Raw genomic sequence first — 24,112 nt, 5'->3', positions numbered from 1 at the left:
CATGAAAAAATTATTCGTATTTACGCTTGCCCTGACATCTTTTTTTATAAACAATGCACAAGTAGCCGAGTTTGAGCAAAATGAAGTGCTTGTTCAATTACGTGAAAAAGCTCCAATAGAATCACTGACAAATCAGATTCCTGAAGTGGCTATTGCAGATGCAAAGCTTATTTCGCGACCTATGAATATTTGGCTGTTGCAGCTAGTGCCTTCCGAAATGACAGAAAGTATGGCAATAGCTCAATTATATAGAAATGAAAATGTTTTGGTAGCACAAAAAAATCACAAAATAAAATCTCGTATCACTGTCCCTAACGATGAAGGGTTTGTAGATCAATGGCAATACTGGCAAGATAATGATAAAGATATTGATGCAGACGAAGCTTGGGATATAACCACTGGAGGAACAACAATGAACGGTGATGTTATTGTTGCAGCAGTCTTAGATGATGGAATTGATTTAAATCATGAAGATTTTGAAGACAATCTTTGGATTAATGAAAATGAAATTCCAAATAATAATATTGATGATGATGGCAATAATTATATAGATGATTCGCGTGGGTGGAGTATCATTACTAACGATGATAATATTTCTGGTGGGTTACATGGAACCCCAGTTGCGGGGATAATAGGGGCTAAAGGAAATAACGAGATAGGTGTAACAGGTGTTAATTGGGATGTGAAGGTCATGATTATTAAAAATGATTTCAATACAAATGAAGCGAAAGTAATTGAAGCCTATAGCTATGCCTTAGAAGCCAGAATGCTCTATAATAATACTGATGGCGCAGAAGGAGCTTTTGTTGTGTCTACCAATGCTTCTTGGGGTATCGATTTTGGTAATCCGGATGACGCGCCATTATGGTGTGCTTTATACGATACATTAGGGGAAAATGGAATTTTAAGTTGTGCTGCGACCGCAAATGGTAATTATAATATAGACGAAGTGGGCGATTTACCAACGGCATGTCCGAGTGAATATTTAATTACCGTAACCAATATGGATATTACAGATACTAAAGTCACTAATGCAGGGTATGGTTTGGAGACAATTGATCTGGGAGCACATGGTTCTGGAGCATACACTACGGCAATCGGGAATAGTTATGGCGGGTTTGGAGGTACCTCTGGTGCAACCCCACACGTAACCGGAGCTATCGCTTTGCTCTATTCGGCACCCTGCCAAAATTTTGCAGATTTAGCAAAATCAGATCCTGCACAAGCCGCAAAGAATGTTAGAGACTATATTTTTGCGGGAGTAGATCCCAATGCCTCACTGGAAGGAATTACAACAACTGGAGGAAGGCTCAATCTTAATAACTCTCTACTTGCATTAATGGGCGAATGTGAAACTATGTCAATTACAGCATTCAACACAAATAAATTTGCATTATACCCCAATCCAACAAATGGAATCCTTTCCATTTCCTATGAAGGAGATTTAGCTATGGAAACAATAACTGTGTATAGTCTTGATGGAAGATTGATTAAAGATATCAGTCTGTCTGGGACACCTTTAGTAGATATAAGCTCATTAAAAAATGGTGTCTATATTGTAAAAGTTGTGTTTAAAGGAGATACAACTAGTTACAACAAAATGATAATAAAGGAATAATATTTTTAATAGCCTAAATTTGAAGCCTTTCCATTTTTTTGGAGAGGTTTTTTTTGTTTCTAATATCCAAATTGATGAAATTCAAATGATGCACTATTATAGCACTTTCTAACGCAAGATTAATGTTTATACTGTAATATGTGCATCGTGCATCGTAAATTCAAAATAATTATTTTAAATTTGTATTCTGAATCTAATTCAGAACTTCTATGAGCCAAAAAGTGTTATTGAACGCAACCGAGATAAACATTGCGCTTAACCGTTTGGCTTGCCAATTGATTGAAAAACACGACGACTTTTCAAAAACTGTTCTTATAGGCATTCAGCCTAGAGGTGTTTATTTGGCTAAACGGCTGAAAACCCTACTGGAAACGGATTATAAAATTAAAAACATAAAGCTAGGATATTTAGACATCACTTTTTATCGTGATGATTTCCGAAGAAGTGAAAAACCACTTGAAGCTAATAAAACCAATATCGATTTTATAGTTGAAGATAAAAAAGTGGTTTTTATTGATGATGTTCTTTTTACAGGACGAAGCATTCGGTCTGCTTTAACCGCAATGCAATCTTTTGGAAGACCATTAGAAATTGAACTTCTAACCTTAATTGACCGCCGTTTTAGTCGCCATTTACCAATTCAACCAGATTATCGTGGAAGGCAAGTAGATGCCATAAATGGTGAAAAAGTAAAAGTTTGCTGGAAGGAAAATGAGGGTGAAGACGCTGTATATTTAGTCAAGAATTAATATCGCTTTCGACTCTGCTCGGCGATTATGCCTAGGGCAAAGTCAAAAGGGGAAATATAAGAAATACAAATGAGCGAATTAAGTGTAAACCACTTACTGGGAATAAAGTATATAACCGAAGCTGATATCCAACTTATCTTCGAAACGGCAGATCATTTCAAAGAAGTTATTAATCGGCCAATTAAAAAAGTCCCTTCACTTCGCGATATTACCATTGCCAATCTTTTTTTTGAAAATAGTACCCGAACAAAATTATCTTTTGAACTAGCAGAGAAAAGACTTTCTGCAGATGTTATAAACTTTGCTTCCTCCAGTTCTTCAGTAACTAAGGGCGAGACGCTTATAGATACGGTAAACAACATTCTCTCAATGAAAGTAGATATGGTGGTTATGCGTCATCCCAATCCTGGAGCTGGCGTTTTTCTTTCAAAACATGTTGCTGCAAGTATAATTAATGCTGGAGACGGGGCGCACGAACACCCAACCCAAGCCTTGCTAGACAGTTATTCCATACGTGAAAAATTAGGGGATGTTGCTGGAAAGAAAGTAGTGATTGTTGGAGATATTTTGCATTCGCGTGTAGCATTGTCTAATATTTTTGCACTTCAAAAACTTGGTGCTACCGTAAAAGTATGTGGCCCAAAAACGCTTCTTCCAAAACACATAGAAAAATTAAATGTGGCGGTTGAAACGAATCTTCGCAAAGCATTAGAATGGTGTGATGTGGCGAATATGCTACGCGTTCAAAACGAACGGATGGATATTAGTTATTTCCCCACAACTAGAGAATACACTCAGCAGTTTGGCCTAAATAAAAACTTGCTCGATTCGCTAAATAAAGAAATTGTAGTAATGCACCCAGGCCCTATAAACCGTGGTGTTGAAATTACAAGTGATGTCGCAGACAGCAAACAATCTATTATCTTAGAACAAGTACAAAATGGGGTGGCCATTCGGATGGCTGTAATTTATTTATTGGCTTCTAAAATAAAACATCATGAAGATTAAGAATCATAACAATTTTGTGGTCCTTGAGGATGAAAAGAACGATATAATGGACTTTGCTTCCTTTATTGAAACCCAAGTGCCTTCAAAATATAAAGGTCAAAATGTAGTTTTAAACCTTTTAAACTACGAATCAATGGAACTTCCAGAATTATTAATGTTCTTAAAAACTTCCAACCTTCATCGTAAAACAAAACAATCCTTTGTTATCGTGAATGATGCTATCGAAATTGATGATATTCCTTTTGAAATGACTGTAGTGCCAACCCTTCAAGAAGCGGAAGATATTATTGAAATGGAAGAAATAGAAAGAGACCTGGGCTTTTAATAAACGTCCAGGAATCATATTTTTTAAATACAGCCTACTGTAACTGCTTACTGAATACTTATTTATGAAACTAACAATCTTAGGTTGTCATTCTGCTACACCAACTGCTTCTGCACACCCTACCGCACAAGTTTTGGAAATAAAAGGACATCTTTTTTTGATAGATTGTGGCGAAGGTACGCAGGTGCAACTACGAAAGTATAAAGTCAAATTTTCTCGAATCAAACATATATTTATCTCTCATTTGCATGGCGATCACTTTTTTGGCTTGCCGGGCTTGATTTCAACTTTTTTATTATTGGGAAGGGATGCAGAACTTCATATATATGGTCCAAAAGGGATAAAGGAAGCTATTTTACTTCTTTTAAAACTTGGAAAAGCGTACACTAATTATCCGTTGTATTTTCATGAGTTGGAAAAGAAAACTCCTGAACTTATTTTTGAAGACGATACACTAACGGTAGCAACCATTCCATTAAAGCATAGGGTATATACAAATGGTTTTTTCTTTAGAGAAAAACCAGAAGCCCGAAAATTAAATATTGAAGCTGCGCGAGCTGCCAATATCGATTTGAGTTATTTCAATAAAATAAAACAAGGTTTTGATGTTGAAAACAATGCTGGTAAACTTATTTCGAATGCTGAAATAACCTTCGATCCACCTCCTGCAAAATCCTACGCCTATTGTAGCGATACCGCATATAGTCCTGAAATAGTTCCTCAAATTGAAGGAGCTACGGTGCTTTATCATGAAGCTACATTTTTGGAAGAGCACCATCATCTTTGCGATAAAACCAAGCATAGCACCGCAAAAGAGGCGGCCGTAATTGCTAGAAAAGCAAAAGTAGGTACTTTGATTCTTGGCCATTATTCGGGACGTTATGGAAATCTAAACCCCTTTAAAGACGAAGCACAAGAGGTTTTTGATGCAGTAAAATTAGCGGAAGATGGTGCCGTTTTTTCTTTTTAAATTTTAATACAGATTTAATAATCCACTGTTTTAAAGATTATTTAAAACACTTAACTTGCGGTAAAACATGAATTATGCCCGAAAAGCTCCATGAGTACCGAAAATCCTACGAAAAAGGAGAACTCTCTAAAGTTTCTGTAGATGAAAACCCGATGCAACAATTCCGGAAATGGTTTTTTGAAGTAAAAGAAAGTGGGGGTGTGGATGAAGTAAATGCAATGACACTCACTACAATTGGAACAGATGGTTTTCCGAAAGGAAGAGTGGTACTTCTTAAAAAATATGATGAATACGGTTTTTATTTTTACACCAATTACAACAGTGAAAAAGGTAAGGCTATAGCTAATAACAATAAGGTGTCGCTGTCATTTTTTTGGCCAAATATGGAACGCCAAATAATTATTAAAGGAACTGTAGAAAAAACTTCAGAAGCAGATTCTACCAATTATTTTCATTCCAGACCAAAAGGAAGCCAGTTGGGAGCAGCCGTTTCGCACCAGAGCGAAGTTGTAGCTTCTCGAGAAGTTATAGAAAAAAACTTAGCCGAACTCGAAAAAAAATACGAAAATAAAGAAGTGCCAAAACCCGATGATTGGGGTGGGTTTTTAGTAAAACCTATTTCAATTGAATTTTGGCAAGGAAGACCCAATCGATTGCACGACAGGATTCGTTATACTTTAAAAACCAATGATTGGTTAATTGAAAGGTTAGCACCTTGATGTTTTTATTGAATTTACTGCTTCATAAATAATAAGCTAATTATAAGTCAAACAACAATTGATAAAAAATGAAAACACTTTACTTGGTAAGACACGCAAAATCATCCTGGAAACACGATGTTGACGACCATAAGCGCCCATTAAAAAACAGAGGCGAACGCGATGGAAGATTAGTCTCGAAAAAAGTAAATTCGGAGATAGAACCCCCACAAAAAATGCTAAGTAGTGATGCTACACGTGCTTTTGAAACCGCACAATTTTTTAAAAAAACATTAAATATTTCTGATGCAAATTTTGAAACCAACCACGATTTATATGATTTTAGCGGGCAAAATGTGATGCGAATTATTAAATCTTTGGATGATGATTTGGAAAGCATAATGATCGTTGGGCATAATCATGCGCTTACTTCTGTTGTAAATATGCTTGGAAACCGTTATATTGAAAATGTTCCTACTTGCGGCTTTGTAATGCTTGAATTTGACGAAAAAAAATGGAATTCTATAACTACGGGTAAAACCGTAAAAACAATTTTCCCACGGGATCTTAAATAATGACTGAAAAAATAGTAGCCCATCCCCATGTCCATAACCAATACAACAACCGGGAATTAAGCTGGTTGCAGTTTAACGCGCGTGTGTTACAGGAGGCAAAAGATAAAAAATTGCCTTTATTGGAACGACTTCGCTTTTTAGGAATTTTCTCAAATAATCTTGATGAATTTTTTAAAGTTCGCTACGCAACCATTAAACGGATTGTTGATGCTGGAAAGCTGGGACGTAATTTTTTGGGTGGTATTTCAGCAAAAGATCTTTTAGAAGAAATTACTCAAACAGTTATTGACCAGCAGGCATATAGCTTAAACATTCTAAGCGATATTCAAAAAGAGCTTCGTAAAGAAAATATTTTTATTATAAACGAAACTGAAATTACTCGGGAGCAAAGTAAGTTTATTTCAGAATATTTTGTGCGCCAAGTTAGCCCTGCAATGATGACGATTATGATTGGGGAATTGGATGAGTTTCCCAACTTGCGCGATAGTGCTGCCTATCTGGCCGTAACAATGGTAATGCGTAATGACGACGATACTTTTGAAGCAAAACATAACTATGCACTTATAGAAATTCCGCGTACTATAGATCGTTTTGTGGTACTGCCACAGGAGGGCGAAAAGCAATATGTTATCATTTTAGACGACCTTATTCGTCATTGTTTGCATAATATTTTTAGCATATTTAAATATGAAAGTATTTCGGCACATATGATTAAAATTACACGTGATGCCGAACTAGATATTGACAGTGATTTAAGCCGAAGTTTTATTGATAAAATTTCAAAAAGTGTAAAAAATAGAAGTGCAGGCGATCCGGTTCGTTTTGTATATGATAAAAGTATCGACAAAAGAACGCTTCAATACCTGCTTCAAAAAATGGGAATCGACAAAACCGATAGTATTATTCCTGGTGGCCGTTACCACAATCGGCGTGATTATATGAATTTCCCTCGTTTGGGAAGACCCGATCTTCAATATAAAAAAAAGGAACCTTTGCCTATTGCAGGTCTAAGTTTACAAGGAAGTTTGTTTGATAGGATTGCTGAAAAGGATTATTTGCTTCACACACCTTATCAAACTTTTATGTATGTGGTTAAGTTTTTACGTGAAGCGGCACTAGACCCAAAAGTGAAATCAATTAAAATTACCATTTACCGTTTGGCAGAAGTATCGCATATTGCTAGTTCGCTTATCAATGCGAAGAAAAATGGCAAAGATGTTACTGTTCAAATAGAGCTGCAAGCACGTTTTGACGAAGAAGCAAATATTGAATATGCAGAATTGCTGCAAAGTGAAGATATCAGACTAATTTTTGGTGTAAAAGGCCTAAAGGTTCACTGTAAAACTTGTTTGGTTGAAAGAATAGAAAATAATAAAAAGGTACGCTATGGAATTTTAAGTACTGGAAACTTTAATGAATCTACGGCAAGGCTTTATACAGATTACACTCTTTTTACGGCAAACCAAAAAATTTGTAAAGAAATTAATAAAGTTTTTGATTTCTTTGAAGTTAATTATCGCGTAAAAAAGTACAATCATTTAATAGTATCGCCACATTACACTCGTAACGCACTCTATCAATTAATTGACACGGAAATAAAGAATAAAAAAGCAGGTCTTCCAAGCGGAATTAAGCTAAAATTAAATAGCCTATCCGATTTCAAAATGATTGATAAACTATATGAAGCGAGTCGCGCAGGGGTAAAGATAAAAATGATTGTTCGCGGTATTTGTTGTCTGATTCCCGGAGTAAAGGGAATGAGTGAAAACATTGAAGCAATTAGTATTGTAGGTAAATTTCTAGAACATCCTAGACTCTATATTTTTGAAAATGCAGGAAACCCAAAAATATATATTTCTTCCGCAGATTTTATGGGAAGAAATTTAGACAATAGAGTAGAAATTGCATGTCCAATTTATGATGAAGACATAAAAAAAGAGATTCTTGAAAACTTTGAAATTGGATGGAGTGATAATGTAAAGGCACGTGTTTTTAGTATAAAAAATGATAATGCCTATTTAAAAAATAACAAGCCACCCGTAAGATCGCAATTCAAAATGTATGATTATTATTTAAATAAACTAGAACTAAAATAATTTGTTGAATATTGAAAAATACGGTGCGGTAGATATTGGTAGTAATGCCATTCGTCTACTTGTTGCCACGGTGGTTGAAGAAGAGGGAAAAGACACCTTGTTTAAAAAAACATCTTTGGTACGTGTTCCTATTCGTTTGGGGGCAGACGTTTTTTTAGAAGGAAAAATTTCTGAAAGTAATGCAAAGCGTATGATTGATGCCATGACGGCATTTAAATTATTAATGAAAACCCATGGAATAAAAAGGTTTCGTGCATGTGCTACTTCAGCAATGCGTGAGGCTTCCAACGGAAAAGAAATAGCTGAGTTAATTAAAAAAGAAAGTGGTCTAACCATAAATATTATTGATGGTAATGATGAGGCCGCTATTATTGCTTCTACAGATTTAAAAAGCCTTATTCAGGACGATAAAGTTTTTCTATATGTAGATGTTGGTGGTGGAAGCACGGAATTTACTGTGTTCGCAAACGGTCAAAATGTAGCTTCACGTAGTTTTAAGCTTGGAACAGTACGTTTGTTAGAAGATCGTGTGGGCGATAGTATGTGGCAAGATGTGGAACTTTGGATTAAAAAAGAGACCAAGAAGTATCATAAAATCTCTATGATTGGTAGTGGTGGTAACATAAATAGTATCTATAAAAGCAGTGGAAAAAAAATAGGAAAACCATTGAGCTATTTTTACCTGTCTTCTTATTACGAATACATAAAATCCTTTAGCTACGATGAGCGTATTACCGAGCTAAATATGAATCCAGATCGCGCAGATGTTGTAGTTCCCGCAACGCGTATTTATCTTTCTGCAATGAAATGGAGTAAAGCCAAAAACATTTTTGTCCCTAAAATTGGACTTAGTGATGGAATAATTAAAAGTCTTTATAACGAAAAACTTGCGGCGAAACTCGAAATAAATTAAAAAAAATCTGAAATAAAGTACCCATTTTACGTAGGTACTATAGAATATTAAAAATAGCTGGAACATATCCAGCTATTTTTAGGTGCTATCGCTTATTGGATATAAAAATCCTTTACTATTTTAGAAAGTTTTTATTAGCCTAATTTTATGTTCTCTGAATTTAAATGCTTCAAATCTAAGGCCTCCACCCTCAGGATAGAATCCCACTGCAGATGATCCAAAACCGTCATTAACTATTTCTGGAGTCCAATAATAACCTCTTGGGCTATTCCAAATGGAATGTGTTTCAGTACTAGCCACGATATTTAAAATCATATATTCAAAATCTTTTGACCATGGTATCGCCCACTTTCCATGTGACCCAGGTGCTGCTGAATCCGGAAATGTTGCCATAGCATCATCCCAATTTAATTCTTCATAATGGTCCTGTGGTGCCATAACTGTACCTCCTAGAATTTCTCCAGTACTTGTGTTAATGCCTAAATGTATTATGATGCCATCTAAATATTTTTTTCCATAGATATCTGTATAATAAAATCCATATACTTTTCTAATATCATCTAGAGAGACTCCTTCATCAATTAATTCTTGTACTGTTTTCTCATTTTGAACAACGGTTTTTATACATTCTGCGGTAACAAATAATGAAGCGCTTGCGCTAGTCCAATTGTTTAAAAGGTAAGGATCTAAAGTTACTTTAATGGCAGTAATTGTTCTTTCAATCGCGCCCCCATTATTAAACTCACTTTTACTGAGCTCGATTTTTTCTCCATTGCTGAAAAATATTTTAATTCCTTCATACTCCTCATCATCACTGATACCTCCGTTTGTAGGTTCAATTATTACCTTTACAGTTATAAGATCATCTGTTTCAGAAATAATACACGCATTACTTCTTATGCCCGCCTCAAATGAACCAGATCCATTAGGTAAACTGCTTAAACACCCTGAATTAAAATAGTTCCACTCTGTGCAATCGGTGGATCCTAAAATAGTTTCATCTGGGTTTTCATCCTCTTTTGTACATCCTAGTAGTAGTATTAATACTAGTAGGCATAAGACTTTCAAAGTGTTTTTCATTGGTTTATGCTTTTGTTTAAAATAATTTTTCGCAAAAGTATTTTAATAGCATAATCAATCATATACCTATATGTAGGTATATATGATTCAATTTAAAAAAAACGGTACTTATAAGTTTGTTGAGGTATTTTATAGGAAGTAATTTACTTATCCTGCCAAAAATACTTTAATGAGTATAACAAAATAGTTGAAAAGTATATTTAGGGCATTTGCTAGTAAAAAGGATGTATTTATTAATTTCAAGCTTAGCCATGTATAGACTGGTGTTTACCGAGGTCTTTCATTACTTTGGCTTCAAATGAAAGTAGTTCGCTCCATTTTTGATCCACTTCTTTTCTATCGCCATATTGACGTGCAAAACCGAGAAACATGGTGTAATGATTTGCTTCACTTACCATTAGTTTTCTATAAAATTCAGCAAGTTCTTTATCTTCCAATTGCTCGCTAAGCAGTCTAAAGCGCTCACAGCTGCGGGCTTCAATTAAGGCTGCATATAATAATCTATGCACAAGTTGTGTCGTTCTACTTCCGCCTTTTGGAAAAAACTGTATAATTTGTAATACATATTCGTCTTTTCTATCGCGCCCCAAAACCCATCCGTTTTCTAAAATTTTATCGTGAACCATCTTAAAATGACTGATTTCTTCTTTCACTAAAGCAATCATTTCTTGTATTAAATCTGTGTATTCAGGAAAACTAACTATCAAAGAAACCGCTGTGGAAGCTGCTTTCTGCTCGCACCAAGCGTGATCGGTAAGAATGTCTTCTATGTTTTTTTCAACAATATTTACCCAACGTGGGTCTGTAGGTAGTTTTAAGCCTAACATTTTGATTAACGATTAAAGATTAAAAATTTTTGATTGTGTAACTTCTTTTAAATTTTCGTTCCCTTTTTGGGAGTTAGGGGGGCTATATATCTAAATCAAATTCCATTCGCAACTTATCTATCAATGGATTCATTTCTTTCATTTTTTCAAATTTTTCACGGGTGGTATATGCATATCGTTTTTCGGTGGTTTCATTCACGGTTATGTCTAAATCCACGTTGTAATTTTGAAGTTTTTCACGTAAAAAACCAAGTAGCTCATACTTTGCGCGTTCTACTTCAGTTTTGATGGTTTGGTTTGGAAACTCTAAATGGATAATGGAACCTTCCAATTTTGGAACGCCCATCGTTAAATGCGAAAGTAGATTGTATTTTCCGTCCGTTTCAATTGCCGTAGTGTATTCTTTCCAAGCGGCTTGCATTTCTTTTTCAGAAAATTCAGTCATAGGAAGGTTTTCTACATCCGGCTGATTTGCAACCAACTCTTGCTTTATTTCCTGCTTTTTTTGAATGCTTTTTATGGAGAGTGCGGAAACTTTTTTGGCATTTCGCTCCGTAAGAATTTGTGGCTTTTCAATGAGTGTTTGAGGTACTTCAGCCGCTATTTTTTTAACTGTCTTTTCTTCAGTTAAAGTATTTACTCCAGAACTAGTTTCAGTAGAAATTTGTGCTGCAGGTTTATTAACCTTATACTCTTCAACCTTTAGGATAGGTTTTGATTCCACACTTCCTGCAGAGGTTATTTTTTCTACAGTATATTTTTCACTTTTAAAATGGGAGGGGGGTATTACGAAATACCCGTCGCTATTGGAGTTTTTTTTTTCGCCCTGAAACGTCAGGGAAGCAAGCTGCATTAAACAAAGCTCGACGAGCAGGCGTTGGTTTTGACTGTTTTTATACCTTAAATCGCTTGTGTTTGCAATGTCAATCCCATCAATTAAAAACTCTGAACTTGTTTTCTGTGATTGCTCAAAGTACATAGCCTTTACTTGTTCGCCGACTTCTAAAAGTGCAATGGTTTCTTGATTTTTACTAACCAATAAATCCCTGAAATGTGAGGCAAGCCCCATTATAAAATGATGTCCATCAAAACCTTTGGAAAGAATATCATTATAGGTGAGTAATACTTGCGGAATGTTGTTTTCTAAAAGCAAATCTGTAAGCTGAAAATACCAAGTATAGTCTAAAACATTAAGATTTTCGGTAACGGCTTCACGGGTAAGGTTTTTTCCTGCAAAACTAACCACTCGATCAAAAATGGAAAGGGCATCACGCAAAGCACCATCAGCTTTTTGAGCAATAATGTGCAGGGCGTCGTCTTCGGCTTCAATGTTTTCGGCTTTTGCAACTTCAGCTAAATGCTCTTTAATATCACGAACCCCAATTCTTCTAAAATCAAAAATCTGGCACCGTGAAAGTATGGTTGGGATTATTTTGTGTTTTTCGGTAGTCGCTAAAATAAAAATGGCGTGTTTTGGTGGTTCTTCTAGGGTTTTTAAAAATGCATTGAAAGCTGCAGAAGAGAGCATATGTACCTCATCAATAATATAAACCTTGTATTTTCCAACCTGTGGTGGAATTCGAACTTGATCGATTAAATTTCGAATATCATCAACCGAGTTATTAGAAGCTGCGTCCAATTCAAAAATATTAAACGCAAAATCCTCCCCTTCTTTTTCGTTGCCATCTTGGTTTATTTTTTTTGCAAGAATACGTGCACATGTGGTTTTTCCGACACCACGAGGGCCTGTAAAAAGCAATGCTTGGGCAAGATGATTGTTTTCTATAGCATTTTCCAAAGTATTGGTAATAGCCTGTTGCCCTACAACGTCTTTAAAAACGGCGGGGCGATATTTTCTGGCAGATACAATGAAGTGTTCCATAGTGTAGAAACAAATATAAAGATGTACAATGGTTTTTTAAAAAATAGACGTTTGTATTTTCCCATATTTATTAACATTGGAGTACTTTTGCAGAGCAGGCCGCCTTATCGTTCTAAACTAGTTTTAGGAAGGAAAGTCCGGGCACCATAGGGAAGCATAGCGGCTAACGGCCGTCAGTCTCGAACTAGTTTCGAAATTAGGACAAGTGCAACAGAAAGAATGTACAGGTAATGCTGTAGTGAAACCAGGTAAACTCTATGCGGTGAAATGCCACGTAAACCTGTGCTTGAGGGTTCCCGCCCGATGCGGGAGGGTAGGCAGATTGAGCGTTTTGGCAACAAAGCGTCTAGATAAATGATAAGGTGCCGAACTAGTTTCGGTAACAGAACCCGGCTTATAGGCCTGCATTTTTTATAAATTTATTGCCAATTCGCAGCTAAAATTGTGAATTACTTTTTTAGGAAGTAGTTGGGATGATTGTATAAAATCCTAAAATGGATCTTTGTATAGGCGAAGTATTTTTATTTCAAGCTAAAGAAACTAAAAATATTGCCGCCGTATTTTCTGGCTTCTGAAAAATGTTCAAGTGACGAAAGGTCATTCATTTTTGAATGTTCAATTACTAGGACACCTTCTTCTGCTTCCAACATATTTTTTTCAAAAATAGTTTTTACAATACTTTCAAGTTGGTCAACTTCAAAATCATACGGAGGGTCAGCAAAAATCACATCATATTCGCCTGAAGCCTTCTCTAAATACTTAAAAACATCTGCCTTTATTGTTTGAATAGGAAACGAAAACTCTTCTGAAATTTTATTTATATATTGGATGCATCCGTGATTTTCATCAACCGACGTTATATTTGAAACACCGCGCGAGGCAAATTCAAAACTAATATTTCCGGTGCCACTAAAAAGGTCTAGAACAGTAAGTTCATCAAAATAATAGCGCACGCGCAGAATGTTAAAAAGCGCTTCTTTTGCAAAATCTGTTGTGGGACGAACGGGTAGGTTTTTTGGTGCAGTTAATCGTCTTCCTTTGTATGTTCCTGAAATTATTCGCATTACTTGTGCATTTTTAAAATAAAATGATAATGCGCATTAGCATCGGCATCAATTTTTAATTGTGAAGTATTTGTATTTGCAAATTCTATAGTTCGGATGTATTTATAAGCAATTTTATAATTAGCATCTTCTTTTTCAATTTCTCCACAAAGTACTACAGGAAGGTGCTCGGGGTTCAGTTTTAATTGTTCCATACAGAAAAGCGTATAGTAGATAAAATCTTCTGGAGTTTTGTAGGTATAGCTGTTGCAAAGTTCTAAGGTGCCATTTTTCAAAATAATACAATCAAAGGTGGTCTTTTGAAAATGCAAATACATTTTTGGAAGTGAGTATTTTTCTTGCTCCAGGATTGTTTTTAGTAAAACTGAAGTAGCATGGTAGTAATTAAAAGAACCGTACTTTTCAAAGAAAAAATTATTGATGTTCATAAACGGAACATAGACCACTACAATGTCTAAATGTTGTAAAACATCGTGTGCAATATAATCGTTTGCAAGTATTTTTGAATTGAATTTTAAATACTCACTAGCTTTAGTTTCATCGAAAACTGGAGCTGGAACAAGACTGTAAATTGGTGTAGCATAAATAACGGATACTACTGAGAAGCTTTCGTTTAGAATTTCGTTATTTGCCAGTATGGATTCAACATCTATTAATAACTCCTCTGGGGTGGTGCTGTGATCTAATTTTTTTTCAATAAAGAATAGAACTTCTGTCTTTTCAGGATTTGTTACCAAAAAAGAAAGCCCGTTCAAAGAAACTTGAACGGACAGTCTGTTTTGTAAAGTATTGTGTATGTTATTAGTCTTTTGCAGAATCATAAATTTTTGGCCAGTTTCCAGTAGTGTTTACGTCCTCTAAAGAACCTACTTTAATATCTGGACCGTTAACGCCATCTACAGATTGCACTTGTTTTTCCTGCGCTAAAAGATCTTTGTCTAAGTCGCCAAGAATAGCTTCTTTAGAAACTTTTGCTTCAAAAACAGAATAAACAGCATCGTTCTTTTCAATTTTACCTGCTTTAAGTTCAAATTTTGCATCAATGCCTTCAATAGGTACATTCATCATTCTTTTGTATCTATCGGTACCTTGGAAAAGCGAATCTTTAACAGGCATAAAACTTAAAGTGTCAATTAAAGACTTTTCAATAAAATATCCTTGATCAATACCATAGGCTTTATTTTTTGCAACATCGGCGTAGCTAGTATCACGTCTTTGGGTGATGGCAAATTTTGCAGTGTCAATAAAACGCACTAGGCTATCCCAATCACCTGTAAAACTTCCGGTAATTTCTTTATGTGCAAGTTCAGCAGCTTGTACATCTTTTAAACTCTTAATTACTTTGGCGTAACGCGCTTCTTTTATTTCGTTAAATTTTACTGGCCCCATAACTGAGCTGTAAAGTTTCCAGCCTAAAAAGATTATGACAATCCAAAGAACAATCTGAATTACTAATTTCATTATTAATTGTATTTAAGTGATGATTTACTAAAAGGTCTATCGCAAATCTACAATTTTTTTTTGTTCGTAAAAGTATATTGCGAAAAAATCATACCTATCTTTAAACCCTTATTGACAGCAGCGAATGATGAATGTATCAGAATTTTACAGTTTTTTAAAGAATGATTTTCCACATAACACCACTACGAAGCAGGATATTGCCCTTCAATTATTGGCTAAATTTACGCTAAGTACGAGCAAAAATGAAACCTTTTTGCTCAAAGGATATGCGGGAACTGGAAAAACCACTATCGTAGGTTCTTTGGTTAAAAACCTTTCAAAAGCAAAAAAAAAATCGGTGCTTTTGGCCCCAACAGGGAGAGCCGCAAAGGTGATAAGCAATTATTCGAAGCAACAAGCGTATACAATTCATAAAAAAATATATTTTCCAAAAAGCGGAAAAGCAGGTACTGTTTCTTTTACTCTTCAAGTAAATAAACACCGTGACACCATATTTATTGTTGATGAAGCCTCGATGATTCCCGATATAAATCAGGATTCTAAGCTTTTTGAAAATGGTTCCCTATTAGACGATTTGATGCAGTATGTTTATAGTGGTCATAATTGTAAGTTACTATTAATTGGAGATTCTGCGCAATTGCCACCCGTACATCTTTCAATTAGTCCAGCATTAGACGCAAGACTTCTAGAAACGCAATACAATCGGGATGTAATAGCATTGGAATTGGATGAAGTAGTTAGGCAGCAAAAAGACAGTGGTATTTTAGAAAATGCCACGCGGATTCGGGAACGCCTTGACGACGCGCTTTATGAAGCTTTTAAATTTTCAGGAATACATTTTCCAGATATAATTCGTCCTACTGATGGACAAGAAATTATGGACGCCATCAACGATTGTTATTCTTCTTTAGGGAATGAAGACACTGTTATTATAGTGCGTTCTAATAAAAGGGCCAACCTTTACAACCAGAGCATCCGGCAACGTATTCTTTTTCAGGAATCGGAACTTTCTGCAGGCGATTATTTAATGGTAGTAAAGAACAATTATTTTTGGGTGGATAATCTTAGCGAAGCTGGATTTATTGCTAATGGTGATATAGTGGAAGTTTTAGAAATATTTGCTTTTAAGGAATTATACGGGTTTCGTTTTGCAGAAGTAAAAATACGAATGGTCGATTACCCAACTATGAAACCCTTGGAAACGGTTCTACTCTTAGATACACTTACTTCTGAAAGCCCCTCACTTTCATATGAAGAATCCAATACCCTATATCAAGAAGTAATGAAAGATTATGCTTCTGAAAAATCTAACTATAAGAAGTTTCTTGCTGTAAAAAACAATAAGTATTTTAATGCACTACAGGTAAAATTTAGCTATGCAATTACATGCCACAAATCGCAAGGAGGGCAATGGAATACTGTTTTTGTGGAGCAACCTTATCTTCCCAACGGAATTGATAAAGAATACCTTCGTTGGTTATATACCGCGGTAACACGAGCCCAGGAAAAACTTTATTTAATAGGATTTAAGGATGAATTTTTTGTAGATTAGTATCAAATAACCATCAACTATAGCATCTCAATAAATAAATATGGAACTATTTGAAATAATACTAAGTATATTTCTTGGTGTGGGCTTAGCTGCAGCAGTAGGTTTTCGTGTTTTTTTGCCATTACTTATTTTAAGTTTAGCGGGTTATTATGAAATTATACCTTTAAATGAAAGCTGGCAATGGGTGGGAAGCCTTACAGCAGTTATAATGATGGGCGTCGCCACTCTCATCGAAATTTTTGGGTATTATATTCCTTGGCTCGATAATATGCTGGATACAATTGCTTTACCCTTGGCAACGGTGGCTGGAACGGCAGTCGTTGTCGCTACAAGTACAGATTTAAGTCCAGTTATAACTTGGGCATTGGCTATAATAGCGGGGGGCGGAACTGCGGCTGCAATAAAAGGGAATGTTTCAGCTGCGCGACTCACATCTACCGTAACAACAGGCGGAATCGCTAATCCTGTTATAAGTACGGTGGAAACTGGAACCTCAATAGTTATGGCAATTGCGTCTATATTTGTTCCCGTTATAGCGTTTGTGTTAGTTATTTTTCTGTTTTTTGTGATACTTAGATTTTATAAAAAGCTTCGGAAAAAAAGATTGCCAAGAAATTAATCTTCTTATTTTTGAATTCATATAAAAAAAACGACTTGAAAATAATAGCAATGATACCCGCGCGTTATGGCGCATCTAGATTTCCTGGAAAATTAATGCAGGATTTAGCAGGAAAACCTGTAATAGTACGAACCTATGAAGCCGCAAAAGCCACCAATCTTTTTGATGAAGTATATGTGGTAACAGATAGTGAAGTAATTTTTCAGGAAATAGAACAAAACGGCGGAAAGGCAATCATGAGCCTAAAGGAGCATGATTGTGGTAGTGACCGTATTGCAGAAGCTGTTGAAAATATGGATGTAGATATAGTGGTAAACGTACAAGGAGACGAACCATTTACAAGTCGCGAAGGTTTGGAAAAAGTATTGGCAGTTTTTAATGAACCTGATGCAGAAAAGATAGATTTAGCATCTTTAATGGCCGAAATTCACGATTGGAAAGAAATTAATGACCCCAATACCGTAAAGGTAATTGTTGATAAAGATAATTTTGCACTTTATTTTTCGCGCTCTCCAATTCCATATCCACGGGATAAAAATGTAGCACTTCAATATTATAAACACAAAGGAATTTACGCGTTTCGAAAGCAGGCTATTATGGATTTTTACCGCTTGCCAATGCGCGCATTAGAAGCGGTTGAAAAAATTGAATGCATTCGTTATTTGGAATATGGCAAAAATATAAAGATGGCTATTTCTAATACCACTGGGGTGGAGATTGATACTCCAGAAGATCTTGCAAAAGCAAATGAAATACTAAAAGCCCAAAATACACCTAACAGTACTGTAAATAATAAATTTCGGAATTTTCCAATGGTGCCAAAAGTAGTGTTTGGTGAAGGCTGTTTCAATCAACTATCATCGATTCTTTCTTCACAAGCAAAGGAAAAAGCGCCATTTATATTTTTGGTAGACGATGTTTTTGAAGGAAATACCGAGTTCATTGATAGAATTAAAATTCGTTTTAATGATAAGTTAATTTTTATTTCAGCAGCTCATGAGCCAAGAACCTCGCAAGTAGATGCATTAGTTAAAGGTATAAAATCAGAATTTACCACTATACCGGCTGGAATTATAGGTATAGGTGGTGGCACTGTTATGGATTTGGCAAAAGCAACGGCTATCATGCTTACAAATAAGGGTAGTGCAAGCGATTATCAAGGTTGGGATTTAGTAAAACAAAAAGCGGTCTATCACGTAGGTATTCCAACAATTTCTGGTACTGGTGCCGAAGTTTCTCGGACCACCGTTTTAACAGGTCCTGTTCGTAAACTTGGTATTAATAGTGACTTTACACCATTTGATCAAGTAATTCTTGATCCAGAACTGACAAAAGGGGTTTCAAAAAATCAATGGTTTTTTACAGGAATGGATTGCTTTATTCATTGCGTAGAGTCATTAAATGGTACTTTTTTAAATGCTTTTAGTCAGAGTTATGGCGAAAAAGCATACGATCTATGTATGGAAATTTTCTTAGACGACACTCTTTCTGAAGAAGAATCACGTGCCAAATTAATGATGGCTTCCTGGCATGGCGGAATGAGCATCGCGTACTCCCAAGTGGGGGTTGCTCATGCTATGAGTTATGGATTGGGGTATGTGTTGGGTACGAAACACGGTGTTGGTAACTGTATCGTTTTTCAGCATTTGGAAGAATTTTATCCTAAAGATGTGCTGTTATTTAAAAAAATGACGCTAAAACATAAAATTGAAATTCCACAAGAAATTTGTAAAAACATTTCAGAAACACAGATGGATACAATGATAGGTGTGGCTTTAGGAATGGTACCACTATGGGAAAATGCACTAGGCGCCAACTGGAAATCAATCATAACACACGAAAAGCTAAAGGAGCTATATCTAAAAATGTAGTTTAAAAGCTATTCAGGTTTATGGGAATTGTAAAATTTGTTTTTGAAAAATTGATGGGCTGGAAAATTGATGGCTCTTTTAATCCTAATGTGAAAAAGGCAGTGATTATCGTTGTGCCACATACCAGTTGGCACGATTTTTATCTTGGATTATTTACGCGTAGATTAACAAAAACGAAAATCAATTATATCGCCAAGAAGGAATTGTTTAAATGGCCTTTTGGTTGGTATTTTCGTTGGACGGGTGGAGAAAAACTTGACCGAACGCCAGGGCAAAATAAAGTAGAAGCAATTGCAGAAATTTTTAAAAATAAGAAAGAATTTCGTTTGGCAATGTCTCCCGAAGGCACCCGAAAAAAAGTTTTAAAATGGAAAACGGGTTTTTACTATATCGCAACGACTGCCAATGTACCTATTATTTGCGTAGCATTCGATTATGGAAAAAAGACCATAAAAATTAATGAAGCTTTTTCTCCAACAGGAAATATTGATATAGACACTAAAGTTCTTCGCACGTATTTTGATGGTGTCGTTGGGAAAAAATCTGAATACTCATAAAAAAACGGCATCGTAAATACGATGCCGTTTTTTTATGAAATATGTAAATTTTACTCTTCCGAAGATTCCTCCATTGTATGATATACGTTTTGCACGTCATCATCTTCTTCAATTTTTTCTAAGAGTTTTTCAACATCGGCAGCTTCTTCTTTAGTCAATTTTTTTGTAACCTGTGGAATTTGTTCAAATCCAGAAGAAAGAATTTCAATTTTATTTTCTTCTAAATATGACTGAATCGCACCAAAACTTTCAAAAGGAGCGTAAATCATTATTCCATCTTCATCTTCAAAAATTTCCTCAACTCCGTGGTCTATCATTTCAAGTTCCAGTTCCTCAATATCCAAACCTTCAGGGTTAATTCTGAAATTGCACGTATGGTCGAACATAAAAGATACTGAGCCTGAAGTACCCATACTGCCGTCACATTTATTGAAATAACTGCGAATATTAGCAACAGTTCTGGTGTTGTTATCGGTTGCAGTTTCTATTAAAATTGCGATACCATGTGGCGCATAGCCTTCAAAAAGCACTTCTTTATAATCGCCTAAACTTTTATCACTTGCGCGCTTAATGGCACGTTCCACATTGTCTTTTGGCATGTTTACAGCCTTCGCATTTTGGATAACGGCACGTAACCTTGAGTTTGCATCTGGATCGGGGCCGCCTTCTTTTACAGCCATTACAATATCTTTTCCAATGCGTGTAAAAGCCTTGGACATTGCAGACCAACGCTTCATTTTTCTTGCTTTTCTGAATTCAAAAGCTCTTCCCATATATTATTGTCTATTACTATTTGTTAGTATCTTTTTTAAAAGAAGAATCAAATATAAAAAAAACCAAATTCCAAACCCTAAATTATTTAAAATTTAGTACTTAATACCTAGCGTTTCTCGGTAATTTCTACGCTATTAGTGTATCAATTATCTTTGCAAGTTCAAAATCCTTCTCGGTCACACCATCCGCATCGTGCGTAGAAAGATATATTTCTAATGAATTATACACATTGCTCCATTCTGGGTGGTGCTGAAGTCTTTCGGCTTCAAAAGCAATTCTTGTCATAGCTGAAAAAGCTTCCTTAAAATCATCAAATTCAAAAACAGTATGCAATGCGCCTTCATGATACCCCCAACCTTCAATTTCTTTTAATTTTTCGTTTATTTCTTTTTCTGATAAAGCTTTCATAGTTATTTTATTTAATTGATACAATTTCCTCATTTAAGCTAGATGCCTCAATTACCTCCATCACAGAAATTTGATATGAAGTTGGTAATTTATTTTCTTTCGTAAGTATTGCGTTATAAGTGTCTTCATTACTTGTAAAAACACTTTTAAAGATAGGCATTTTATCGCCCATTTTTGAAGCAATTTCCCGAAAAAGGTCTTCGTGGTGAATCATATCTGTACTCGACAAATGAAAAATTCCACGAAGTGATTTATTAATTATATAATGTATTTGTTGGCATACTTTGCTTATTGTGGTGGTTGTAAGCACCAAATTTGGGAAAACTTCAAAATTTGCATTGTGGCGAATACACTGACGTAGATGAAGTATTTCAGGCGAATTTATACCAAGAACCATCGGTAATCTTATAATTGTGGTTTGCTGAGGAATTGTTTCCAGCAATAATTTTTCAATTGAAATTTTAAACCTTCCCGCTGCAGTTTTTGAGATAGTTATATCATTTTCATAGGATGCATGCTTCACTTTTCCGTCAAATACTTCTGAAGAAGATATGTATAAAACCGAACAATTTGGGTTGAGAAGCGTATAATTTATCAGTTGTTGATGTGCGTCAAATAGATTTTTATAATCGCCATTTATGGTAGAAACTATAACAGTGGGTTTTATCGTATTCAATAACACAAGCATTGAATCTGCTTCAACAGAGTAATCATAAAATACTTGATTTTCAGAAAAAGCTCCGTGCTGTTTGCAGTATGTACAATGCGTTTCAAAGTAGGAGAGGAGCTCTTTATAAAGCGCATTGCCAATAAAGCCACTGCCCCCCAAGATTAAAACGCGCTGCTTTTCTTCTTTCTTCGCCATGAATCTCTTTCTTGCTATTTTAAAAAATGGACAATTTTGTTTTGGTTGTAAATTGTTCCAAAGCCTGCATGCCTAAGTACGAATTTCCTTTTTGGTTTAGAGCTGGTGCCCAAGTTGCAATTGTAAAACAATGTGGTAAAAGTGCTACAATACCACCACCAACACCACTTTTTCCTGGTAACCCGACTTCAAATGCAAATTCGCCTGCTTCATCATAAAAGCCACAAGTAAGCATAATTGCGTTTATACGCTTTACTTGGCTAGAATTTAAGTGTTGAATATTTTTTAAGCACTTACCTTTATTTGCAAATACGAAAAATGCATTCGTAAGTTGTTTACAATCCATCATTATTGAACATTGATGGAAATAAAAATCCAAAACGTCTTCAACTTTATTGTGAAGATTGCCGTATGCCTTCAATAAATTTGCTGCAGCATAATTATTAAAACCGGTGATGCGTTCCGATTCTGCTATTTTTTGATTGTAGGTAATGGTATCATCATGCGTTAATTTTCTCACGAAGCCCAAAAAATCTTCTTTTGGGTTTTTTAAGTTTGACAGTAAAATATCAGCAATTACAATGGCTCCCGAGTTTATCAATGGGTTTCTAGGAATTCCGTTTTCTAGCTCTAAAAGCGAAAGATGATTAAAGGGGTTCCCTGAAGGTTCTACGTCTACCCGCTCCAGCAGGTTATTTCCTACTAACTGGAATGCCATCGCCAGTGAAAATACTTTTGAAATACTTTGAATGGAAAACTTTTCAGCAGCATCGCCAACAGCATAGTTTTCACCAGTAATTAGCTGTAAATGAATTCCAAGTTTTTCTTTAGAAATAGTAGCCAATTCTGGAATATAGCTCGCAATTTCTCCTGTATTTTCTATACGTTTAAGCGATGCATGTATTTCCTCTAAAATAGCTTGGTATTCCTGCATCAACCTTTATAAAATGGAGTTTTCACAATCGTTGCAGCTACTGGTTTGTTTCTAATTTGGATAAAAATTTCAGTCCCAGTAGTAGCATTTTCAATAGTTACATATCCCATTCCAATACCTTTGTTTAATGATGGCGCCATGGTTCCGCTGGTTACGATACCAATGTTTTTACCGTCCTTATCTACAATTTCATAATCATGACGCGGTATTCCACGATCATTTAATTCAAAACCAATAAGTTTTCTTTTTACACCTTCTTCTTTCTGTTTTTTCAAATTTTCTGAATTGGTGAACTCTTTAGTGAATTTGGTAATCCATCCCAGACCAGCTTCTAGAGGTGAAGTAGTATCGTTTATATCATTTCCGTATAGGCAAAACCCCATTTCAAGTCGAAGTGTGTCACGTGCTGCAAGTCCAATTGGTTTAATTCCAAATTTTTTGCCAGCTTCCATAACTTTATTCCAAACTTGTTCTACTTCATTGTTTTTACAGTAAATTTCAAAACCACCACTTCCTGTATATCCAGTTGCGCTGATAATTACATGCTCGATTCCTGCAAAATCTGAAACTTTAAAATTGTAAAATTTTATAGCGCTCAAATCTTCTGAGGTTAAGGATTGCATTGCTTCAATAGCTTTTGGCCCTTGTATTGCCAACAGCGAATAATCTTCAGAAAGATTTCTCATAGTGGCATTCATTGTATTTTTACTTTCAATCCAACCCCAATCCTTATCAATATTTGAAGCATTTACAACCAGTAAATACTCTTCATCTTTTAGTTTATAGATAATTAAATCGTCAACAATTCCACCAGTATCATTAGGAATACAACTGTATTGTGCTTGTCCATCAACAAGTTTTGAAGCATCATTACTACATACCTTCTGAATTAGGTCGAGCGCATTAGGGCCCGTTATTAAAAACTCCCCCATATGTGAAACATCAAAAACGCCAACGCTTTTTCGTACTGTTTCGTGTTCAGCATTAACGCCTTCGTATGAAACAGGCATATTGTAACCTGCAAAAGGAACCATTTTGGCGCCTAGTTGTTCGTGTATATGTGTAAGTGCTGTGTTTTTCATATGATTTTTATTTATTCAGAAATCTCTGTGGTTATTTCAGAGATAAGTTTATAATTAGTTTTGTCAGACTTTCATTAAAAATTTTCACAAATGTATTACAATACTTATAAAGGTAACGAGTGTTTTGGGGGATTATTTTCAACAATTTTCACGTTAAAATCATCTTAATCAACTGTGTTGTTCC

The 24,112-nt window shown here is 35.4% G+C and carries 24 protein-coding genes, 1 other RNA gene and 1 pseudogene; 15 read left to right on the top strand and 11 right to left on the bottom strand.

Annotation, left to right across the window (positions count from 1 at the left end; all coding sequences use genetic code 11):
- The first annotated feature begins 1 nt into the window (after position 1).
- The 9 genes from ABJ955_RS00410 (at position 2) to ABJ955_RS00370 (ending at position 8,952) form a co-directional block, all read left to right on the top strand.
- On the top strand, positions 2–1,618 hold the full coding sequence (locus ABJ955_RS00410; protein ID WP_347372627.1) for a S8 family serine peptidase: 1,617 nt from the start codon (positions 2–4) through the stop codon (positions 1,616–1,618).
- A 209-nt stretch (positions 1,619–1,827) separates the two neighbouring features.
- The gene (pyrR, locus tag ABJ955_RS00405; protein WP_347372626.1) at positions 1,828–2,367 is read left to right on the top strand and encodes a bifunctional pyr operon transcriptional regulator/uracil phosphoribosyltransferase PyrR; all 540 of its coding nucleotides are present in this window, start codon (positions 1,828–1,830) and stop codon (positions 2,365–2,367) included.
- A gap of 69 nt (positions 2,368–2,436) precedes the next feature.
- Complete coding sequence (locus ABJ955_RS00400) at positions 2,437–3,375, top strand: aspartate carbamoyltransferase catalytic subunit (RefSeq protein ID WP_347372625.1); 939 nt, start codon at positions 2,437–2,439, stop codon at positions 3,373–3,375.
- Positions 3,365–3,700, top strand: a complete 336-nt coding sequence (locus ABJ955_RS00395) for a ribonuclease Z (protein ID WP_347372624.1) — start codon at positions 3,365–3,367, stop codon at positions 3,698–3,700. Before ABJ955_RS00400 ends, ABJ955_RS00395 begins: the two co-directional genes overlap by 11 nt.
- Before the next feature lie 64 nt (positions 3,701–3,764).
- Positions 3,765–4,670, top strand: coding sequence for a ribonuclease Z (locus ABJ955_RS00390; protein WP_347372623.1), 906 nt, complete (start codon positions 3,765–3,767; stop codon positions 4,668–4,670).
- A gap of 74 nt (positions 4,671–4,744) precedes the next feature.
- On the top strand, positions 4,745–5,389 hold the full coding sequence (gene pdxH / locus ABJ955_RS00385) for a pyridoxamine 5'-phosphate oxidase (protein WP_347372622.1): 645 nt from the start codon (positions 4,745–4,747) through the stop codon (positions 5,387–5,389).
- A gap of 68 nt (positions 5,390–5,457) precedes the next feature.
- A complete protein-coding gene (locus ABJ955_RS00380) occupies positions 5,458–5,943 on the top strand; it encodes a histidine phosphatase family protein (RefSeq protein WP_347372621.1) in 486 nt (161 codons plus the stop codon).
- Positions 5,943–8,039 (top strand): polyphosphate kinase 1, encoded by a 2,097-nt coding sequence (gene ppk1 / locus ABJ955_RS00375; RefSeq protein ID WP_347372620.1) that lies wholly within the window; start codon positions 5,943–5,945, stop codon positions 8,037–8,039. Before ABJ955_RS00380 ends, ppk1 begins: the two co-directional genes overlap by 1 nt.
- Before the next feature lies 1 nt (position 8,040).
- Positions 8,041–8,952, top strand: coding sequence for an exopolyphosphatase (locus tag ABJ955_RS00370; protein WP_347372619.1), 912 nt, complete (start codon positions 8,041–8,043; stop codon positions 8,950–8,952).
- Between the two features lie 120 nt (positions 8,953–9,072).
- Here the strand turns inward: ABJ955_RS00370 and ABJ955_RS00365 are convergent, their stop codons facing one another.
- The 3 genes from ABJ955_RS00365 to ABJ955_RS00355 form a co-directional block, all read right to left on the bottom strand.
- Positions 9,073–10,032: a hypothetical protein gene (locus ABJ955_RS00365; protein ID WP_347372618.1), complete on the bottom strand. Its 960-nt coding sequence runs from the start codon at positions 10,030–10,032 to the stop codon at positions 9,073–9,075.
- 245 nt (positions 10,033–10,277) lie between these two features.
- On the bottom strand, positions 10,278–10,859 hold the full coding sequence (locus tag ABJ955_RS00360) for a tRNA-(ms[2]io[6]A)-hydroxylase (protein ID WP_347372617.1): 582 nt from the start codon (positions 10,857–10,859) through the stop codon (positions 10,278–10,280).
- Positions 10,860–10,941: 82 nt separating this feature from the next.
- On the bottom strand, positions 10,942–12,741 hold the full coding sequence (locus tag ABJ955_RS00355) for a DNA polymerase III subunit gamma/tau (protein WP_347372616.1): 1,800 nt from the start codon (positions 12,739–12,741) through the stop codon (positions 10,942–10,944).
- A gap of 91 nt (positions 12,742–12,832) precedes the next feature.
- Here ABJ955_RS00355 and rnpB point away from each other — a divergent pair.
- Positions 12,833–13,154, top strand: an RNA gene (gene rnpB / locus ABJ955_RS00350) — RNase P RNA component class A.
- Between the two features lie 108 nt (positions 13,155–13,262).
- Here the strand turns inward: rnpB and ABJ955_RS00345 are convergent.
- From ABJ955_RS00345 to ABJ955_RS00335, 3 genes are read right to left on the bottom strand one after another with little or no spacing between them, the layout of a single operon-like run.
- Positions 13,263–13,805 carry an RsmD family RNA methyltransferase gene (locus ABJ955_RS00345; RefSeq protein WP_347372615.1) on the bottom strand — a complete coding sequence of 181 codons (543 nt, stop codon included), beginning with the start codon at positions 13,803–13,805 and terminating at the stop codon, positions 13,263–13,265.
- A complete protein-coding gene (locus tag ABJ955_RS00340; RefSeq protein WP_347372614.1) occupies positions 13,805–14,626 on the bottom strand; it encodes a DUF3822 family protein in 822 nt (273 codons plus the stop codon). Before ABJ955_RS00340 ends, ABJ955_RS00345 begins: the two co-directional genes overlap by 1 nt.
- Positions 14,607–15,266 (bottom strand): hypothetical protein, encoded by a 660-nt coding sequence (locus ABJ955_RS00335; RefSeq protein WP_347372613.1) that lies wholly within the window; start codon positions 15,264–15,266, stop codon positions 14,607–14,609. The genes ABJ955_RS00340 and ABJ955_RS00335 overlap by 20 nt, the downstream gene beginning before the upstream one ends.
- A 127-nt stretch (positions 15,267–15,393) precedes the next feature.
- Here ABJ955_RS00335 and ABJ955_RS00330 point away from each other — a divergent pair, with 127 nt between their 5' ends.
- The 5 genes and pseudogenes from ABJ955_RS00330 to ABJ955_RS00310 all read left to right on the top strand — a co-directional run bounded on the left by ABJ955_RS00330 (position 15,394) and on the right by ABJ955_RS00310 (position 19,865).
- Positions 15,394–16,818: an AAA family ATPase gene (locus ABJ955_RS00330; protein ID WP_347374339.1), complete on the top strand. Its 1,425-nt coding sequence runs from the start codon at positions 15,394–15,396 to the stop codon at positions 16,816–16,818.
- Between the two features lie 40 nt (positions 16,819–16,858).
- Positions 16,859–17,437, top strand: a complete 579-nt coding sequence (locus tag ABJ955_RS00325) for a DUF4126 domain-containing protein (protein WP_347372612.1) — start codon at positions 16,859–16,861, stop codon at positions 17,435–17,437.
- A 50-nt stretch (positions 17,438–17,487) separates the two neighbouring features.
- Positions 17,488–18,198, top strand: a pseudogene (gene kdsB / locus ABJ955_RS00320) (3-deoxy-manno-octulosonate cytidylyltransferase); the annotation flags it as partial.
- A gap of 51 nt (positions 18,199–18,249) precedes the next feature.
- On the top strand, positions 18,250–19,308 hold the full coding sequence (locus tag ABJ955_RS00315; protein WP_347374338.1) for an iron-containing alcohol dehydrogenase family protein: 1,059 nt from the start codon (positions 18,250–18,252) through the stop codon (positions 19,306–19,308).
- 20 nt (positions 19,309–19,328) lie between these two features.
- Entirely contained in the window at positions 19,329–19,865 is a 537-nt protein-coding gene (locus ABJ955_RS00310; protein WP_347372611.1) for a 1-acyl-sn-glycerol-3-phosphate acyltransferase, read from the top strand.
- Between the two features lie 50 nt (positions 19,866–19,915).
- Here ABJ955_RS00310 and ABJ955_RS00305 read toward each other — a convergent pair whose 3' ends face one another.
- The 5 genes from ABJ955_RS00305 to gcvT all read right to left on the bottom strand — a co-directional run bounded on the left by ABJ955_RS00305 (position 19,916) and on the right by gcvT (position 23,928).
- Positions 19,916–20,638, bottom strand: a complete 723-nt coding sequence (locus ABJ955_RS00305; RefSeq protein ID WP_347372610.1) for a YebC/PmpR family DNA-binding transcriptional regulator — start codon at positions 20,636–20,638, stop codon at positions 19,916–19,918.
- Between the two features lie 127 nt (positions 20,639–20,765).
- A complete protein-coding gene (locus tag ABJ955_RS00300; protein WP_347372609.1) occupies positions 20,766–21,047 on the bottom strand; it encodes a 4a-hydroxytetrahydrobiopterin dehydratase in 282 nt (93 codons plus the stop codon).
- A gap of 7 nt (positions 21,048–21,054) precedes the next feature.
- The gene (locus tag ABJ955_RS00295) at positions 21,055–21,912 is read right to left on the bottom strand and encodes a sugar nucleotide-binding protein (RefSeq protein ID WP_347372608.1); all 858 of its coding nucleotides are present in this window, start codon (positions 21,910–21,912) and stop codon (positions 21,055–21,057) included.
- A gap of 19 nt (positions 21,913–21,931) precedes the next feature.
- Positions 21,932–22,846, bottom strand: a complete 915-nt coding sequence (locus ABJ955_RS00290; RefSeq protein ID WP_347372607.1) for a glutaminase — start codon at positions 22,844–22,846, stop codon at positions 21,932–21,934.
- A complete protein-coding gene (gcvT, locus tag ABJ955_RS00285) occupies positions 22,846–23,928 on the bottom strand; it encodes a glycine cleavage system aminomethyltransferase GcvT (protein ID WP_347372606.1) in 1,083 nt (360 codons plus the stop codon). The genes ABJ955_RS00290 and gcvT overlap by 1 nt, the downstream gene beginning before the upstream one ends.
- Positions 23,929–24,112: the final 184 nt, after the last annotated feature.

It is taken from the genome of Aequorivita sp. Q41 (assembly GCF_039831855.1).
Lineage (GTDB): Bacteria > Bacteroidota > Bacteroidia > Flavobacteriales > Flavobacteriaceae > Aequorivita.
Note: the sequence above shows the minus strand (reverse complement) of the source record. Positions and strands in the feature narration are given on the sequence as shown.

What these genes read in the sequence shown, in the direction of transcription:
- ABJ955_RS00410 (WP_347372627.1), top strand. Translation starts at nt 2, where the DNA reads ATGAAAAAATTATTCGTATTTACGCTTGCCCTGACATCTTTTTTTATA.
- pyrR (WP_347372626.1), top strand. Translation starts at nt 1,828, where the DNA reads ATGAGCCAAAAAGTGTTATTGAACGCAACCGAGATAAACATTGCGCTT.
- ABJ955_RS00400 (WP_347372625.1), top strand. Translation starts at nt 2,437, where the DNA reads ATGAGCGAATTAAGTGTAAACCACTTACTGGGAATAAAGTATATAACC.
- ABJ955_RS00395 (WP_347372624.1), top strand. Translation starts at nt 3,365, where the DNA reads ATGAAGATTAAGAATCATAACAATTTTGTGGTCCTTGAGGATGAAAAG.
- ABJ955_RS00390 (WP_347372623.1), top strand. Translation starts at nt 3,765, where the DNA reads ATGAAACTAACAATCTTAGGTTGTCATTCTGCTACACCAACTGCTTCT.
- pdxH (WP_347372622.1), top strand. Translation starts at nt 4,745, where the DNA reads ATGCCCGAAAAGCTCCATGAGTACCGAAAATCCTACGAAAAAGGAGAA.
- ABJ955_RS00380 (WP_347372621.1), top strand. Translation starts at nt 5,458, where the DNA reads ATGAAAACACTTTACTTGGTAAGACACGCAAAATCATCCTGGAAACAC.
- ppk1 (WP_347372620.1), top strand. Translation starts at nt 5,943, where the DNA reads ATGACTGAAAAAATAGTAGCCCATCCCCATGTCCATAACCAATACAAC.
- ABJ955_RS00365 (WP_347372618.1), bottom strand. Translation starts at nt 10,032, where the DNA reads ATGAAAAACACTTTGAAAGTCTTATGCCTACTAGTATTAATACTACTA.
- ABJ955_RS00360 (WP_347372617.1), bottom strand. Translation starts at nt 10,859, where the DNA reads ATGTTAGGCTTAAAACTACCTACAGACCCACGTTGGGTAAATATTGTT.
- ABJ955_RS00355 (WP_347372616.1), bottom strand. Translation starts at nt 12,741, where the DNA reads ATGGAACACTTCATTGTATCTGCCAGAAAATATCGCCCCGCCGTTTTT.
- ABJ955_RS00345 (WP_347372615.1), bottom strand. Translation starts at nt 13,805, where the DNA reads ATGCGAATAATTTCAGGAACATACAAAGGAAGACGATTAACTGCACCA.
- ABJ955_RS00340 (WP_347372614.1), bottom strand. Translation starts at nt 14,626, where the DNA reads ATGATTCTGCAAAAGACTAATAACATACACAATACTTTACAAAACAGA.
- ABJ955_RS00335 (WP_347372613.1), bottom strand. Translation starts at nt 15,266, where the DNA reads ATGAAATTAGTAATTCAGATTGTTCTTTGGATTGTCATAATCTTTTTA.
- ABJ955_RS00330 (WP_347374339.1), top strand. Translation starts at nt 15,394, where the DNA reads ATGAATGTATCAGAATTTTACAGTTTTTTAAAGAATGATTTTCCACAT.
- ABJ955_RS00325 (WP_347372612.1), top strand. Translation starts at nt 16,859, where the DNA reads ATGGAACTATTTGAAATAATACTAAGTATATTTCTTGGTGTGGGCTTA.
- ABJ955_RS00315 (WP_347374338.1), top strand. Translation starts at nt 18,250, where the DNA reads ATGGTGCCAAAAGTAGTGTTTGGTGAAGGCTGTTTCAATCAACTATCA.
- ABJ955_RS00310 (WP_347372611.1), top strand. Translation starts at nt 19,329, where the DNA reads ATGGGAATTGTAAAATTTGTTTTTGAAAAATTGATGGGCTGGAAAATT.
- ABJ955_RS00305 (WP_347372610.1), bottom strand. Translation starts at nt 20,638, where the DNA reads ATGGGAAGAGCTTTTGAATTCAGAAAAGCAAGAAAAATGAAGCGTTGG.
- ABJ955_RS00300 (WP_347372609.1), bottom strand. Translation starts at nt 21,047, where the DNA reads ATGAAAGCTTTATCAGAAAAAGAAATAAACGAAAAATTAAAAGAAATT.
- ABJ955_RS00295 (WP_347372608.1), bottom strand. Translation starts at nt 21,912, where the DNA reads ATGGCGAAGAAAGAAGAAAAGCAGCGCGTTTTAATCTTGGGGGGCAGT.
- ABJ955_RS00290 (WP_347372607.1), bottom strand. Translation starts at nt 22,846, where the DNA reads ATGCAGGAATACCAAGCTATTTTAGAGGAAATACATGCATCGCTTAAA.
- gcvT (WP_347372606.1), bottom strand. Translation starts at nt 23,928, where the DNA reads ATGAAAAACACAGCACTTACACATATACACGAACAACTAGGCGCCAAA.